Source organism: Brachybacterium sp. EE-P12, assembly GCF_003711805.1.
GTDB lineage: Bacteria > Actinomycetota > Actinomycetes > Actinomycetales > Dermabacteraceae > Brachybacterium.
The window spans coordinates 1070-15191 of sequence record NZ_QXCP01000007.1 but is presented as its reverse complement, the minus strand read 5'-3'; the positions used below and the strand labels follow the sequence as shown (position 1 = coordinate 15191).

Genomic DNA, 14122 nt, shown 5'->3' with positions numbered 1-14122 from the left:
CGGGCCCCACCTTCGCTGCACGCACGGCTCCGTCCCGCGACACACCAGGCGACTTCCTCACATCGGCCGCATCGGCGGGTCGTCGGTCCCCGGTTGTACGGTGGTCCTCGCCGTGAACACCACTCCTTCCCTCTTCTCCCAGAGCGACCCGCGCCAGCCCTCCGAGGCGGCCGCGAGGACGCTCCCCGTCGCCTATCCCGAGCGGGCAGCCTGGGGCACGGTCCCCAAGCTCCGTGCCTGGCAGGCGGAGGCTCTCGAGCTGTATCGCACCCGCGCCCCGAAGGACTTCCTGGCCGTCGCGACGCCCGGCGCGGGCAAGACGACCTTCGCCCTCCAGATCGCCGCCGGGCTGCTGTCCGAGGGGACGGTCCGACGGGTCACCGTCGTCGCCCCCACCGAGCATCTGAAGACCCAGTGGGCCGACGCCGCCGCGCGCGTGGGCATCTCCCTGGACCCGAACTTCACCAACTCCCAGGGTGCCCACGGCTCCCACTACCAGGGCGTCGCCCTCACCTATGCGCAGGTGGGCATGCATCCGGCGCTGCACCGCGCCCGCACCGAGGCCGACCGCACGCTCGTGATCCTCGACGAGATCCACCACGCCGGCGACTCCCTCACCTGGGGCGACGGCGTCCGCGACGCCTTCGACCCGGCGACGCGCCGACTCGCCCTGACCGGCACCCCGTTCCGCTCGGACTCCTCCAAGATCCCCTTCGTCACCTACGAGGAGGACGGCGAGGGGTTCTCCCGCTCGAAGGCGGACTACACCTACGGCTACGGCGAGGCGCTGCGCGACCACGTGGTGCGCCCCGTGCTGTTCATGACCTACTCCGGGCGGATGCACTGGCGCACCAAGACCGGTGACGAGGTCTCCGCCCAGCTCGGCGCGCTCGAGACCAAGGACATCACCCAGCAGGCCTGGCGCACCGCCCTGGACCCCAGCGGCGAGTGGATGCAGTCGGTGCTCTCGGCCGCCGACCGTCGCCTGACCGAGGTGCGCCGCCACGTCCCCGATGCCGGCGGCCTGGTCATCGCGACCGATCAGAAGGCCGCCCGGGCCTACGCCGCGACGCTCCAGGACATCTGCGGGGAGGCGCCGACGGTGGTGCTCTCGGACGACGTCGGCGCCGGTAAGCGCATCGAGGACTTCTCCGCCTCGACCGACCGCTGGATGGTCGCGGTGCGCATGGTGTCCGAGGGTGTGGACGTGCCGCGGCTGTCCGTCGGCGTCTACGCGACCTCGACCGCGACCCCGATGTTCTTCGCCCAGGCCGTGGGCCGCTTCGTGCGCTCCCGGACCCGCGGCGAGACCGCGAGCGTCTTCCTGCCGACCGTCCCGATCCTGATGGCCCACGCGGCGGAGCTCGAGGCCGAGCGCGACCACGTGCTGGACCTGCGCCCGGCCGCCGGGGACGAGGAGACCGGCCTCGACGAGTCCCTGATCGAGCAGGCCAACCGCCCCGAGCAGGCCAGCGATCAGCTCGAGATGAGCTTCGAGGCGCTCGAGTCCGAGGCGTCCTTCGACCGGGTCCTGTTCGACGGCGGCGAGTATGGCGCCGGCGGCATGATCGGCTCCGAGGACGAGCAGGAGTTCCTCGGGATCCCCGGTCTGCTGGACGCCGACCAGATGCGCGTGGTGCTCCAGCAGCAGCAGGCCCAGCAGCAGGCCCGACGTCAGAAGAGCGGCGCGGGCTCCTCGCCGACGACCCCCGGCGTGGTCGACCATCGCCGCCTCATGGACCTGCGCAAGGAGCTCAGCTCCCTGGTCTCCGCGTGGGCGAAGAAGTCCGGCACCCCGCACGGCGCGGTCCACAACACGCTGCGCTCCCGCAGCGGCGGGCCCGCCGTCGCGCAGGCCAGCGCCGAGCAGATCGAGGAGCGGATCGCGATCGTGCGCGGCTGGTTCGTCGGCCGTCGCTGACCCCGCCCCGGCCCTGTGCCGTTCTGGCTCCAGCACCCTCTCGGACGCGGGCACGTCTCCACCCCTTCGGCGCGGGTGATGGTCAGGTGCTGGCGTCTGGCGTCCCACTACGGATATATCGCCGTACCGGTACGCCCTGCGCCAGTGGTCGACCATCGCCCTTCCGCGCCCGACGCGCACCCGGGCCGGACGGTCAACGCAGCACGCGGGCGGCCTCCGCGCCGTCGGTGAGGGTGGGGATCGCGACGTCCCCGTCGGGGCCGTCGTCGGCCGAGAGCCCGAGCTCCGCGAGCGAGGCGGCGTGACGCTCCCGCGCCGCCTCCAGCCGGGCCGGGGCGCGCTGCGGGGCGAGGTCCTCCCCGCCTCCGATCAGCGGGACCTGCAGCGGGCGCAGCTTGGTGTGGGCCCAGTCCGGGTTCGAGGTGCCCGAGATCAGCTCCGCGGTCAGCTCCCGCTCGAACTCGGCGACCTCCGCCTCGCCCGGCAGCACGAGCTCCGCGCGTGCCCGGCCGCCGACGACCATGCGGTAGGCGGCCTTGCCGGCGCCGAGCGTCGCCTTGTCCTGGGAACGCTTTCCGACCGGGTGCATCGTCCCGTCGGCACCCTCGCGCTCGACGAGCTTGTACACGAAGCCGGGCGCGGGGTGCCCGCCGCCGGTGACCAGGCGCGTGCCGATGCCGTAGCCGTCCAGCGGGGAGTCCTTCAGCTCCTCGACCCGGTATTCGTCGAGGTCGCCGGTGGCGGTGATGCGAGTCGAGGTCGCCCCGAGGGAGTCCAGCAGCGCCCGCACGTCCGCGGCCTGTTCGGCGAGGTTCCCGGAGTCCAGGCGCACCGCGCCGAGACCGGGGCCGGCGATCTCGACCGCGGTGCGCACCGCGGCCTCCACGTCGTAGGTGTCCACCAGCACCGTCGTGCCCGGGCCCTGCGTGGTGAGCTGGGCGCGGAAGGCGTCCTCCTCGCCGTCGAACAGGAGGGTGAAGGCGTGCGCGGAGGTGCCGGCGACGGGTACTCGGTAATGGGCGCCCGCGGCGAGGTTCGAGGTCGAGGCGAAGCCGACGAGATATGCGGCGCGGGCCGCGGAGATCGCGGCGTCCTCGTGCACGCGTCGCCCGCCCATCTCGATCAGGGGCCGGCCCCGCGCGGCCGTGACCATCCGCGAGCCGACCGAGGCGACGCCGGAGTCGTGGTTCAGGATCGAGAGCACCACCGTCTCGAGCATCACCGCGTCCTCGAAGGTGCCCTCGATGCGCAGCACCGGCGAGTTCGGGAAGAACAGCTCGCCCTCGGCGTAGCCGTGCACGTCGCCGGTGAACTCGTAGCGCGCCAGGTGGTCGAGGGTGTCCTCCCGCAGCGTGCCGGTGGAGGCCAGGTAGCGAAGGTCCGCGTCGTCGAAGCGGAAGTCCTTGATCGCGTCGAGCACGCGGCCGGTGCCCGCGAGCACGCCGTAGCGGCGACCGGCGGGCAGGGAGCGGGTGAACACCTCGAAGACGCAGCGGCGGGAGGCGGTGCCCGCGTCCCGGGCGGCCTCCAGCATCGTCAGCTCGTAGAGGTCGGTGAGCAGGGCGGAAGTCACGGTGTCCACCGTAGTGCGTGGCGGGCGGGCAGGCGGGACGGCGCGCCCCGTAGACTCGGTGCGCCGCCCACCCGGCGCCCCGGGGCGCGGCGAGACTCAGGAGGGATGTGCATGCCGGTGGACCTGCCGCGGGCGGAGGCGCGGACGCGGACCCGCACCGACGTCGCGCCGGAGGAGCGCACGACGCTCGAGACCGAGGGCCCCTGGTGCACCGTCGTGTGGAACGACCCGGTGAACCTCATGAGCTACGTCGTGTTCGTCTTCCGCCGCTACTTCGGGTACTCCCGGGTGGTGGCCGAGCAGCTGATGATGCAGGTGCACGAGGACGGCCGCGCGATCGTCTCCCGCGGCTCGCGGGAGAAGGCGGAGACCGACGTGCAGGCCATGCACTCCTTCGGCCTGCAGTCCACGATCGAGAAGGCGGGGGAGAGCTGATGGCGCATGCGTTCCGACGCCGCCCCGACGGCTCCCTGGCCTGCCGGCTCGACGGTGAGGAGAAGGCGATCATCGCCCAGGTCGCGCAGGAGACCGCCGACCTGATCCGCGCCGATCTCGGGATCGACGCGGGCGGCGACGCGCTGCGCCGCGCCGCCGAGAGCGAGGACCCGCTGCGGAGGCTGGAGGCCGAGTTCGCCGGGCGCGAGGCCCGCACCCCCTCCGACTCCGCCGTCCGGCGCCTGTTCCCGGCCGCCTCGGAGGACCCCGCGCTCGCCGAGGAGTACCGGCGCCTGGGGCAGCGCGACCTGGCCGACGGGAAGATCGCGGACCTGCGGCGCGTGATGTCGATCCTCGATGCGGCCGGGGGCGGGCACGGCGAGGTGGTCCTGGACGAGGACGAGGCGCTCTCGGTGCTGCGCGCCCTGAACGATGTGCGGATCGTGCTCGCCGACCGGCTGGGCCTGCAGCGCGACGGCGACTTCGACACCGTGCGGATGCTCCAGCAGATCGGGGAGCAGGTCGAGGGTGCGGAGAGCTCGGGGGACGACGAGCACGTCGGCTCCGACATCGTCATCGCCGTGTACGAGCTGCTGAGCTGGCTCCAGGAGAGCCTGCTCAGAGCCCTGGACTGAGCTCGGGCCGGGCACGGATAGTGTGGACGAACTGTGAAACGGCACGCAGTGAGCGTGCCGTCACTGTCCTGGACGGCCGTCCACACTAGCCTTGCCGGGATGAACAACGCGCCGATCGGGATCTTCGACTCCGGGGTGGGCGGCCTCACGGTCGCCCGCGCCGTGCTGGATCAGCTGCCTCAGGAGGAGCTGCTCTACATCGGCGACACCGCGCACGGCCCCTACGGGCCCCGCCCGATCGCCGAGGTGCGCTCCCTGGCGCTCGAGATCATGGACGATCTCGTCGCGCACGGGGTGAAGATGCTGGTGATCGCCTGCAACACCGCGTCGGCCGCCGTGCTGCGCGATGCGCGCGAGCGCTACGACGTGCCGGTCGTCGAGGTGATCCAGCCGGCGGTGCGCCGCGCGGTCGCCGCGACCCGCAACCGCCGGGTGGGCGTGATCGCCACCCAGGGCACCGTCACCTCCTGCGCCTACGAGGACGCCTTCGCGGCCGCCCCCGATCTCGACCTGATCACCCAGGCGTGCCCGCGCTTCGTGGAGTTCGTCGAGAACGGCGTGGTCAGCGGCCGGGAGGTGCTCGACGTCGCCGAGGAGTACCTCGCCCCGGTGCGGGAGGCGGAGGTGGACACCCTCGTGCTCGGCTGCACCCATTACCCGATGCTGGCCGCGCCGATCAGCTACTTGATGGGTCCGGACGTCACGCTCGTCTCCTCCGCCGAGGAGACGGCGCTGGACGTGTTCCGTCAGCTGCACGCCGCGGACGCGCTGCGAGAGTCCGTCCGCTCGCCGCGGCACGTCTTCTCCCAGACCGCCGACGGCATCGGCAGCGAGCACTTCGCGCTGCTCTCGCGCCGCTTCCTCGGCCCCACCCTGGACATGACCGGTTCGCTGCCGGTGGTGAGCGCGTGAGGGTCCACGTGATCGGCTGCTCGGGCAGCTTCGCCGGCCCCGAGGGCGCCGCCTCCAGCTATCTCCTCGAGCACGAGGACGAGGGCGGCCGCACCTGGCGGGTGCTGATGGACCTCGGCTCGGGCGCCTTCGGCCCGCTGCAGAACGTGATCGATCCCGCCGATCTCGACGCCGTGATCATCTCTCACCTGCATCCCGACCATTATCTCGACCTCACCGGGCTCGAGGTGTTCTGGGCGTATCACTCCCGCACCGACCTCGGCCAGCTGCCGATCCACGCCCCGGCACCGCTGCCGGAGCGGCTCTCCGCGGTGCTCAGCCGCGTGGGCGACGTGCCCGACGGGGTGACCTGCTCGCCGTTCGCGCACCACGCCCTCGCCGACGGGTCCCGCTTCACGATCGGGCCCTTCGAGATCGAGGCCCGGGCGGTGCTGCACCCGGTGGAGGCCTACGGCTTCCGCATCGCGGCCGACGGGGCGACGCTCGCCTACTCCGGCGACACCGACGAGTGCGAGGCGCTGGACGAGCTGGCCCGCGGCGCGGACCTGTTCCTGTGCGAGGCGGGCTACATCGAGGGACGCGACGACCGCTTCGCCGGCGTGCACCTGACCGGCCGCCGCGCCGGCCAGGCCGCGACCCGCGCCGGAGTGGGACATCTCGCGCTCACCCACATCCCGGCCTGGACGGACCCCGCGATCCCGCTCGCGGAGGCGCAGGAGGTCCACTCGGGGCCGATCACGATGGTCCGCCCGGCCGATATCCTCGAGGTGACCGCCTGACCCACCCCTGAGGAGGCAGCTCCTGTGAGCCCCCAGACCGAGACCTTCGTCGGCGACCGCGTCGACGGCCGCACCCCCGAGCAGCTGCGGGAGGTGCGCATCACCCGGGGCTGGCTGGACCAGGCCGAGGGCAGCGCGCTGATCGAGTTCGGCCGCACCCGCGTGCTGTGCACCGCCTCCTTCACCGAGGGCGTGCCGCGGTGGAAGAAGGGCTCCGGCTCCGGCTGGGTCACCGCCGAGTACGCGATGCTGCCGCGGGCGACGAACACCCGTTCCCCGCGCGAGTCCGTGAAGGGGAAGATCGGCGGGCGCACCCACGAGATCTCCCGCCTCATCGGCCGCTCTCTGCGTGCCGTGATCGATCTGGACGCGCTCGGCGAGAACACCATCCAGCTGGACTGCGACGTGCTCCAGGCCGACGGCGGCACCCGCACCGCCGCGATCACCGGCGCCTACGTGGCACTGGCCGACGCGGTGAGCTGGGCGAAGCAGCACACCGACCTCCCCGCCGCGACCGAGGTGCTCACCGACACCGTGAGCGCGATCAGCGTCGGCATCGTCGAGGGCCGGCCGCTGCTGGACCTCGAGTACCGCGAGGACGTCACCGCCGACACCGACATGAACGTCGTGGTCACCGGCTCCGGCGGCTTCGTCGAGGTGCAGGGCACCGCCGAGGGGACCCCCTTCGACCGCGTCGAGCTCGGCACCCTCCTGGACCTCGCGACCAGCGGCTGCGCCCGCCTCGCCGAGATCCAGCGCGACGTCCTGGCCGCCGCTCGATGAGCGCCGGCGCCGACGGCCCGTCGGCCGGCGATCAGGACGGGGCGTCCTGCGACGTCCAGCACGGGGCCACCGCCGCCGTGCCGACGGGCGCGCGGGTCATCCTCGCCTCCCACAACGTCAAGAAGCTCCGCGAGCTGCAGCGGATCCTCGCCGCGGCGGTGCCCGGCCTCGATCCCGAGCAGGTGATCTCCTCCGCCGGGATCGCCCTGCCGGACGTGGTCGAGGACGAGGTGAGCTTCGCGGGCAACGCCCTGCTGAAGGCCCGCTCGGCCGCGGCGGCGACAGGCCTGCTCGCCGTCGCCGACGACTCGGGCCTGGCCGTGGACGTGCTCGGCGGCTCCCCGGGGATCTTCTCCGCCCGCTGGTCGGGCCGGCACGGCGATGACGAGGCGAACAACGACCTGCTGCTCGCCCAGCTCTCCGACGTGCCCGATCAGCACCGCGGTGCCCGCTTCGTGTGCGCGGCCGCGCTCGTCGCCCCGGACGGCACGGAGCTGGTCGAGCACGGCGAGATGACCGGGATGCTGCTGCGGGAGCGGCACGGCGGGGGCGGATTCGGCTACGACCCGCTGTTCCGTCCCGACGGGCAGACCCGCTCCGCCGCGGAGCTCACCCCCGAGGAGAAGGACGCGATCTCCCACCGCGGGACGGCCTTCCGCGCCATCGCCCCGCACGTGGCGCGGCTGCTGGGCTGAGCGCCGGGCCGGCCGGCCCCCGGTGTGCGAGGTGGCGGACCGGCCTCAGGCCGCGCCCATGTGGGCGAGCGCCCGGCGCACCAGCAGGTCCCGCCCGCCGTCCATCTCCGTCAGCGGGGAGGACTCGCCGAGCAGCTCGTCCACGCCGAACCAGGACAGCTCCAGGGCGTCCTCCTGCGGGGCGGTCTCCCCGTCGATCGGGACCACGTAGGCCAGCGAGATCGCGTGCTGGCGCGGGTCGTGGAAGGGGGAGACGCCCGGCGTGGGGAAGTACTCCGCGACCGTGAAGGGGACGGGGGAGACGGGGATCCGGGGCATCGCCATCGGGCCGAGGTCCTTCTCGACGTGGCGGGCGATCGCCTCTCGCAGCGTCTCGTGGATCAGCACCCTCCCGGAGACGATCGCGCGCACGATCTGCCCGGCGCCGGAGGCGCGCAGCAGCAGACCCACCTCGGCGACGGCGCCGTCCACGTCCGTGCGCACGGGCACGACGTCGACGTAGGTGATCGGCAGGTGGCGGCGCAGGTCGGCGACGCGCTCCGGATCGAACCAGGAGCCCTCGGAGTCCACGGCGGTGCGGCTGCTCATGCGTTCCCTCCCGGGATCGTGGCGGAGGCGGCGACGTGATCGTCGGCGCCGGTGACATGCGCGCCGGGGATGAGCTGGGCCTCGTCGACCACGAAGCGGGGGTTCTGCGCCCGCGAGGGCACCTCGACCGCATGGTCGACCTCCCGGCCCGCGATCATCCGCACCCGCCAGGTGGTGCCCTCGAGCTCGATGAGCGACAGCGTCGCGTTCGGGATCGAGTCCAGCGGGCGCTCGATGATCCCCGAGAGCAGGAAGCGGATCAGGGTGCCGTGGGCGACCAGCAGCACCTTCTGCCCGGGGAAGCGGGTCTCGAGATCCTCGAGCGCGTCGTAGCCGCGATCGGCGACGGCCTGGTGGTCCTCCCGGCCCGGGAAGGAGCGGCCGGGGTAGCGGGCCTCCATCTCCTCGACCGGCTGTCCCTCCGCAGCACCCCAGTCGATCTCGACCAGTCGGCCGTCGGTGCCGCCGAAGGGGATGGCGTGGTCGCCGGCGATGATCCGTCCGGTCTGCTCGGCGCGCTGCAGCGGGGAGGTGATCACCACGTCCCAGCCCACCTCGGGCAGCGCGTCGAAGGCGGCGTGGGCCTGCGCGATCCCGGTCTCGTTCAGCGGGATGTCCGAGGACCCCTGGAAGAGGTTCTGCAGGTTGTAGTCCGTCTGCCCATGGCGGACGAGCCCGAACAGGGTCATGGAGCGCTCTCCTCGTTCTCGAGCCGTGCGTGGTCGTCGCCGTCGCGGCGGGTCGTCCAGGTGCGGTGCGGCACGGGGCCCGCCGCAGGACGACCAACAGCGTAGACGCTCGCACGGGCTGGACCCAGCACGGCCCCCGGCCTCGGGATCAGCGACGGGACGCGATCCTCTCCACCCGTGCCTCGCCGACGTCCATGACCTCCCCGATCGCCATCCGGTCCAGGCACCATCGCAGGTGCCAGTGCGGCTCCCGCTCCGCGTTCGCATGCCCCTCCTCGAGGAGAAAGCTCGCCGCGGGACCCGTGGAGGCGAACTCGACCTCGCCGTCGGGCAGCATGACGATGAACTCGGACTCGTCGGTGACCATCTCGTGCCCTTCGACGTCGGATGTCTCCCGCCTCGACGTCACCGCTGGTCACCGCCCAGGCACTGCGTGCGCGAGAGGGGACTCGAACCCCCACGCCCTAGGGCACTGGAACCTAAATCCAGCGCGTCTGCCAATTCCGCCACTCGCGCGCCGGACCAGCCTAGCGGGCGCACCTGCGTGCTCCGGTAGGCTCGGGCGGTCGACGGTGCACGACCCGGCCGGTCCCGGCCCGGCGCGCGCGGTCACCGTCACGGACCTCGATCCCCGATACCTCAGGAGTTCCCCATGAGCGCCCTCGCAGGCAAGACCGCCGTCGTCACCGGATCCTCGCGCGGGGTCGGTGCGGCCACCGCGAAGCTGCTCGCCGCCGAGGGCGCGAACGTCGTCATCAACTACCGCCAGAAGGCGCCGCGCGCGAACAAGGTGGTCGCCGAGATCGAGGCCGCCGGCGGCAAGGCCGTCGCCGTCGGCGCGGATCTCACCGACGCCGAGGGCGTGCGCACCCTGATGCGCACCGCCGTGGACACCTTCGGCGGCCTGGACCTGCTGGTCCTGAACGCCTCGGGCGGGATGGAGACCGATCTGGGCGAGGACTACGCGATGCGCCTGAACCGCGACGCGCAGTCCGATGCGCTCACCGCCGGGCTCGAGCACCTCTCCACCGGCGGCCGCGTGGTCTTCGTGACCAGCCACCAGGCGCACTTCATCGACGAGGTCGAGACGATGCCGGAGTACGAGCAGGTCGCGCGCTCCAAGCGTGCGGGCGAGACGGCGCTGACCGAGCGGATCCCGGAGATGCGCGAGCAGGGCGTCTCCTTCGTGATCGTCTCGGGCGACATGATCGAGGGGACCGTCACCGCGACCCTGCTCAACCGGGCCCGCCCGGGGGCGCTCGAGCAGCGTCGCGAGGCGGCCGGCAAGCTGTACTCGGTCGAGGAGTTCGCCGCCGAGGTCGCGAAGATGGCCACGGCCGACGTGGAGACCGGGCACGTCGAGCTCGTCGGCGGCGCGGAGGACTTCCTGGCCCGGACCCAGGGCTGACCGCCCCGCGCACGGACCCGACCACGATACGATCTGCACAGCAGACCCAGAGCACACCGGAGGCAGTGGTGGCAGACAAGAAGAGCCTGGACGACATGCGCGACGAGGCCTATCGGCGTCAGGACAACCTCGCGTCCGACATCGACGAGCTGATCGACCGCGTGAACCCGAAGAACGCCGTGACCCGGTGGAAGAACGAGCTGGTCGGGTCCGTGAAGGGTTTTTCGGACGCCGGTGACGGGAAGTCCGCCTCGACCCTCCCGGTGGTCGTGGGCGGCGTCATCGGCGTGGTCCTGATCGGTGCGGGCATCGCGACCGCGGTCGCCCTGTCCCGGCGGGAGCCGACGCGCGGCCAGAAGGTCGCCGCCGTGATGAAGGACGCGCGGCGCAGCACCGAGCGTTCCGCGAAGAAGGCCGCGAAGTCCGTGAAGAAGTCCTCGCTGCCGCGCTCGAAGGAAGCGGAGAAGCACGCCGCGGAGCTCGGCGCGATCCTCCAGGACGCGGCGAAGCGAGCCGAGAAGAAGGTCGCCTCCGCCGGCAGCTGACCTCCCGTGCGACGTTCCTGACGTCCCTGTGCGACGCCCCGGATCCCGACGGATCCGGGGCGTCGTCATGTGCTCACGGCGCCCGTCTGCTCAGCCGACGTCCCCGTCGACGTAGAGCCACGCCCCGCCCTCGCGCACGAACCGCGACCGCTCGTGCTGACGGGACCGGCCGTGCGGCCCCGTCGAGCGGGCGAGGAACTCGACGGTGCCGACGTCGTCGAAGGGCCCCCCGTCGGCGGTCGCGAGGATCTCCAGGCGCAGCCAGCGCACCTCCTCGGCGAGAGAGGCGGCGAGCTCCTGCCTCGTCGGCGCGGTCGAGGGATGCCAGCTGCGCAGCAGGTGCTCGAGGTCCCGCACCGCGAAGGCGGTGTAGCGCGAGCGCATGAGCGCCTCCGCCGTGGGGGCGCGCCGTTCGCCGCGCAGGACGGGCCCGCAGCAGGCGCCGAGCACATCGCCGCTGCCGCAGGGGCAGCGGGCGTCGTCGGGCAGGGGAGCAGGAGTCGCGGTCATCGTCCCAGTATCCCGGCCCGGACCCGGCCGGGAGCTCGCGGCGCGGTCGGGAGTGGAGCGCTCCGCCAGGTGCGGCGCGTCGGCCGTGGGCGGATCCTGGCAGGATCGTCCCATGACCGACGACGACCCCGCCGACACCCAGCTCCCGGACGGATACCGTCTCGAGCACTCCGCGCCGAGGAGCCAGGAGTACGTGCGCCTGCGCGCGATCGCCGGCCTCAGCCCCCGCACCCCGGAGCAGGCAGCCGGCGCGCTCGCGAACAGCTGGGCCTGGACCACCGTCCGCGCCTCGAGCGGGGACCTCGCGGCGATGGGCCGCACCCTCGGCGACGGCACCTGGTACTTCCATCTCGCCGACATCGCGACCGACCCGGAGCATCAGCGCCGAGGTCTGGGACGCGCCGTGATGGAGGATCTCCTGGCCCGGATCGAGCGGGCCGCGCCCCCGCATCCCTACATCACCCTGCTCGCCGATCCGCCCGGGCAGCGGCTCTACCGCTCGCTGGGCTTCGTCGACTCCGCACCGAGCCTCGGGATGCGCCTGCCGCGCTGAGCGTCGGCCCGCGCCGGCGCGGGATGCCGCGTCGGAGATGAACGCCGCTCTTGCCGGGGCGGCCGTCGCGCCGTCTGCCGCCCGCGCTCGTCCGGGGCCATACCCTGGGGTGATGAAGCCCTTCACCCTCGACGAGGACGATACCCGCAGCCCGCTCGAGCGGATGCGGGCAGGGGACTGGTATCGCGCCGACGACCCCGAGATCCAGTCCGCCTTCCGCCATGCGCTGCGCGAGACGGACCGCTTCGGGCGCGAGTACGCGCAGGATCCCGACGCCGCCCAGGAGATCCTCCGCGACCTGCTGGGAACCTTCGGGGAGGGGGCGCACGTGCGCGCCCCGCTGCACGTGGACTACGGCTCCCGCCTCCACATCGGCGCGGGCACCTTCGTGAACTTCTCCCTGACGGCGCTGGATGTGGTGGACATCCGCATCGGCGGCGACTGCCAGCTGGGCCCGAACATCCAGCTGCTGACCCCGATCCACCCCCTCGAGCCGGGGCCTCGCCGGGAGGGCTGGGAGGCGGCGGAGCCGATCACGATCGGGGACAACGTCTGGATCGGCGGAGGAGCGAGCATCATGCCGGGGGTGAGCATCGGGGACGATTCCGTGATCGGTGCCGGCTCCGTGGTCACCCGCGACGTGCCGCCGCGCAGCCTCGCCGTCGGCAGCCCCGCGAAGGTGCTCCGCACGCTCTGATCGAAGCTGCTCCGCACGCTCTGCTCAGCGGCGCGACCAGCCCTTCGTGGACGGACCCACCGTCGGCCGCCATCCGGTCTCGGACATGAACCGCACCGAGGAGACCCGCAGCGAACGACGCTGCACCTCGAGCCGGGTGCCGACGATCGCCTGGGTGATCTCGGGGTAGAACTTCGCGGGCGTCTCGACTCCGGCCTCCATCGCGAGGTCCTTCGCCCAACGCCCCCGGGTGATCGGCTCGCCGCCGACGTTGTAGAAGCCGCTGCCCGCCCGCAGCGCGGCGACGAAGGCGCGGCCCGCATCGCTGTGGTGCAGCAGGGTGATGTAGTTCTCCGGCTTGCCCAGCAGGATCGGGTCGCCCTCGCGGGTGGCCTTCAGCGCATGGGTGGACTGAGGGTCGCGGCCGAACAGCTGGCCGAGCCGCAGCACCACGGCGCTGCGGCCGGCGGTCGCGAAGTCCACGGCCGCCCGCATCTCGCGCACCCGCGGTCGGAACGCCTGGTTCCGCACGGACAGGGACAGGTCCTCGGTGATCCAGTCCGTGCCGTTGTCCGGATAGAGGAAGACGGAGGACTCCTGGATCAGCTTGCGCACCCCGGCATCGGCGGCGGCCTTCGCGATCGCGACGGAGGCCTCGAGATGGAGGCGGTCGTCCTCGCGCCAGGCCAGGGGGCGCAGCCCCGCCATGCCGACGGGCACATGGGCGAGGGTGTTGATCACGGTGTCGTGGCCGCGGAAGGCACGGGCCAGGTCGCTCGGGTCGAAGACGTCGGCGACGATCGCGGCGCCGCCGCGGCCCTCGACGATGGGGACACCGGAGTCGCGGCGCGTGATGCCTGTGACCTCGTGCCCGGCGGCGACGAGCGCCTCCACAGCCTCCTGGCCGAGCACTCCGGTGGCACCGGTGACCGCGATCCTCACGCTGACCTCCTCCTGCGAGCAGCCTCCCCGGACCCTCGCACCGACTTCCCTGGGAGGCACGAGTCTAGGGGACCCGTGCAGGTCCGCGCGTCGGCGAGCGTCCCGATGGACGCGCAGGAACCGTGAAGATCCGGAGGGGGCGGAGAGTCCGGCGGCGGCGCCAGGAGACGCCATCGTGGCAGTCCTTCGCGGGGTGCGGTGAGGGTGTTCTTTCCTCCACAGGGGGTGGTTGTCCACATTTTCGAGGGGGTGCTTGCGGCGGGGGGTGAGGTGATTCCGATCCGCCGGGAGTCGTAGTGCGGTGAAGCGTTGCGACCTGTGGTGATGCAGGTTCTGTGCTGGGAGTGCGCTGCGCCGTCGGTGACGTTTCCTCCCCGCTCGGAGTTATCCACAAAATGCCATCGAGTCTTTCTTTTGTGGGTGTGTGTGGGGAGGATCGGGGTATGTCTCTCGCGGTGCAGGACCTCGATCCGGCAGT

General features: G+C 72.5%; 17 protein-coding genes and 1 tRNA gene. 11 read left to right on the top strand and 7 right to left on the bottom strand.

The genetic code is table 11. The features are described from left to right. Window positions 1–112: 112 nt before the first annotated feature. A complete protein-coding gene (locus D1648_RS11425) occupies window positions 113–1921 on the top strand; it encodes a DEAD/DEAH box helicase (RefSeq protein ID WP_241155465.1) in 1809 nt (602 codons plus the stop codon). Between the two features lie 193 nt (window positions 1922–2114). Here the strand turns inward: D1648_RS11425 and D1648_RS11420 are convergent, their stop codons facing one another. Then, window positions 2115–3494: a nicotinate phosphoribosyltransferase gene (locus D1648_RS11420; protein ID WP_164518693.1), complete on the bottom strand. Its 1380-nt coding sequence runs from the start codon at window positions 3492–3494 to the stop codon at window positions 2115–2117. A gap of 111 nt (window positions 3495–3605) precedes the next feature. Here D1648_RS11420 and clpS point away from each other — a divergent pair, with 111 nt between their 5' ends. The 6 genes from clpS (at window position 3606) to rdgB (ending at window position 7733) form a co-directional block, all read left to right on the top strand. Continuing rightward, window positions 3606–3929 carry an ATP-dependent Clp protease adapter ClpS gene (gene clpS, locus D1648_RS11415; RefSeq protein ID WP_122941924.1) on the top strand — a complete coding sequence of 108 codons (324 nt, stop codon included), beginning with the start codon at window positions 3606–3608 and terminating at the stop codon, window positions 3927–3929. After that, a complete protein-coding gene (locus tag D1648_RS11410; RefSeq protein ID WP_122941922.1) occupies window positions 3929–4564 on the top strand; it encodes a DUF2017 domain-containing protein in 636 nt (211 codons plus the stop codon). The genes clpS and D1648_RS11410 overlap by 1 nt, the downstream gene beginning before the upstream one ends. A 99-nt stretch (window positions 4565–4663) precedes the next feature. Next, entirely contained in the window at window positions 4664–5476 is an 813-nt protein-coding gene (gene murI, locus D1648_RS11405; RefSeq protein WP_122941919.1) for a glutamate racemase, read from the top strand. Next, window positions 5473–6255 (top strand): MBL fold metallo-hydrolase, encoded by a 783-nt coding sequence (locus D1648_RS11400; protein WP_122941917.1) that lies wholly within the window; start codon window positions 5473–5475, stop codon window positions 6253–6255. Before murI ends, D1648_RS11400 begins: the two co-directional genes overlap by 4 nt. Window positions 6256–6279: 24 nt before the next feature. Next, on the top strand, window positions 6280–7038 hold the full coding sequence (rph, locus tag D1648_RS11395; protein ID WP_122941915.1) for a ribonuclease PH: 759 nt from the start codon (window positions 6280–6282) through the stop codon (window positions 7036–7038). After that, entirely contained in the window at window positions 7035–7733 is a 699-nt protein-coding gene (gene rdgB / locus D1648_RS11390; protein ID WP_122941912.1) for an RdgB/HAM1 family non-canonical purine NTP pyrophosphatase, read from the top strand. The genes rph and rdgB overlap by 4 nt, the downstream gene beginning before the upstream one ends. A 45-nt stretch (window positions 7734–7778) precedes the next feature. On the opposite strand, the gene D1648_RS11385 is transcribed toward rdgB, so the two are convergent. The 4 genes from D1648_RS11385 to D1648_RS11370 form a co-directional block, all read right to left on the bottom strand. Then, entirely contained in the window at window positions 7779–8321 is a 543-nt protein-coding gene (locus tag D1648_RS11385) for a DUF4916 domain-containing protein (RefSeq protein WP_122941910.1), read from the bottom strand. Beyond that, window positions 8318–9010, bottom strand: coding sequence for a histidine phosphatase family protein (locus tag D1648_RS11380; protein ID WP_122941908.1), 693 nt, complete (start codon window positions 9008–9010; stop codon window positions 8318–8320). The genes D1648_RS11385 and D1648_RS11380 overlap by 4 nt, the downstream gene beginning before the upstream one ends. Before the next feature lie 148 nt (window positions 9011–9158). Further along, entirely contained in the window at window positions 9159–9377 is a 219-nt protein-coding gene (locus D1648_RS11375; RefSeq protein ID WP_122941906.1) for a hypothetical protein, read from the bottom strand. A gap of 67 nt (window positions 9378–9444) precedes the next feature. After that, window positions 9445–9526 (bottom strand) — tRNA-Leu (locus D1648_RS11370). Between the two features lie 136 nt (window positions 9527–9662). On the opposite strand from D1648_RS11370, the gene D1648_RS11365 reads away from it, so the two are divergent. Both D1648_RS11365 and D1648_RS11360 read left to right on the top strand, forming a co-directional pair. Continuing rightward, complete coding sequence (locus D1648_RS11365) at window positions 9663–10418, top strand: SDR family oxidoreductase (RefSeq protein ID WP_122941904.1); 756 nt, start codon at window positions 9663–9665, stop codon at window positions 10416–10418. 68 nt (window positions 10419–10486) lie between these two features. Continuing rightward, the gene (locus tag D1648_RS11360; RefSeq protein WP_122941902.1) at window positions 10487–10963 is read left to right on the top strand and encodes a hypothetical protein; all 477 of its coding nucleotides are present in this window, start codon (window positions 10487–10489) and stop codon (window positions 10961–10963) included. A 90-nt stretch (window positions 10964–11053) separates the two neighbouring features. On the opposite strand, the gene D1648_RS11355 is transcribed toward D1648_RS11360, so the two are convergent. Continuing rightward, window positions 11054–11473: a YchJ family protein gene (locus D1648_RS11355; RefSeq protein ID WP_122941900.1), complete on the bottom strand. Its 420-nt coding sequence runs from the start codon at window positions 11471–11473 to the stop codon at window positions 11054–11056. Window positions 11474–11585: 112 nt separating this feature from the next. Here D1648_RS11355 and D1648_RS11350 point away from each other — a divergent pair, with 112 nt between their 5' ends. Both D1648_RS11350 and D1648_RS11345 read left to right on the top strand, forming a co-directional pair. Then, window positions 11586–12026, top strand: coding sequence for a GNAT family N-acetyltransferase (locus D1648_RS11350; RefSeq protein WP_122941898.1), 441 nt, complete (start codon window positions 11586–11588; stop codon window positions 12024–12026). 112 nt (window positions 12027–12138) lie between these two features. Further along, window positions 12139–12723, top strand: coding sequence for a sugar O-acetyltransferase (locus D1648_RS11345; RefSeq protein ID WP_122941896.1), 585 nt, complete (start codon window positions 12139–12141; stop codon window positions 12721–12723). Window positions 12724–12747: 24 nt separating this feature from the next. On the opposite strand, the gene D1648_RS11340 is transcribed toward D1648_RS11345, so the two are convergent. Then, window positions 12748–13644, bottom strand: a complete 897-nt coding sequence (locus D1648_RS11340; RefSeq protein ID WP_122941894.1) for an NAD(P)-dependent oxidoreductase — start codon at window positions 13642–13644, stop codon at window positions 12748–12750. Between the last annotated feature and the right edge of the window lie 478 nt (window positions 13645–14122).

Bases quoted from the DNA above. Each gene is read 5' to 3' on its own strand.
- clpS (WP_122941924.1), top strand. From the start codon at position 3,606: ATGCCGGTGGACCTGCCGCGGGCGGAGGCGCGGACGCGGACCCGCACC.
- D1648_RS11410 (WP_122941922.1), top strand. From the start codon at position 3,929: ATGGCGCATGCGTTCCGACGCCGCCCCGACGGCTCCCTGGCCTGCCGG.
- murI (WP_122941919.1), top strand. From the start codon at position 4,664: ATGAACAACGCGCCGATCGGGATCTTCGACTCCGGGGTGGGCGGCCTC.
- rdgB (WP_122941912.1), top strand. From the start codon at position 7,035: ATGAGCGCCGGCGCCGACGGCCCGTCGGCCGGCGATCAGGACGGGGCG.
- D1648_RS11385 (WP_122941910.1), bottom strand. From the start codon at position 8,321: ATGAGCAGCCGCACCGCCGTGGACTCCGAGGGCTCCTGGTTCGATCCG.
- D1648_RS11380 (WP_122941908.1), bottom strand. From the start codon at position 9,010: ATGACCCTGTTCGGGCTCGTCCGCCATGGGCAGACGGACTACAACCTG.
- D1648_RS11375 (WP_122941906.1), bottom strand. From the start codon at position 9,377: ATGGTCACCGACGAGTCCGAGTTCATCGTCATGCTGCCCGACGGCGAG.
- D1648_RS11365 (WP_122941904.1), top strand. From the start codon at position 9,663: ATGAGCGCCCTCGCAGGCAAGACCGCCGTCGTCACCGGATCCTCGCGC.
- D1648_RS11355 (WP_122941900.1), bottom strand. From the start codon at position 11,473: ATGACCGCGACTCCTGCTCCCCTGCCCGACGACGCCCGCTGCCCCTGC.
- D1648_RS11350 (WP_122941898.1), top strand. From the start codon at position 11,586: ATGACCGACGACGACCCCGCCGACACCCAGCTCCCGGACGGATACCGT.
- D1648_RS11345 (WP_122941896.1), top strand. From the start codon at position 12,139: ATGAAGCCCTTCACCCTCGACGAGGACGATACCCGCAGCCCGCTCGAG.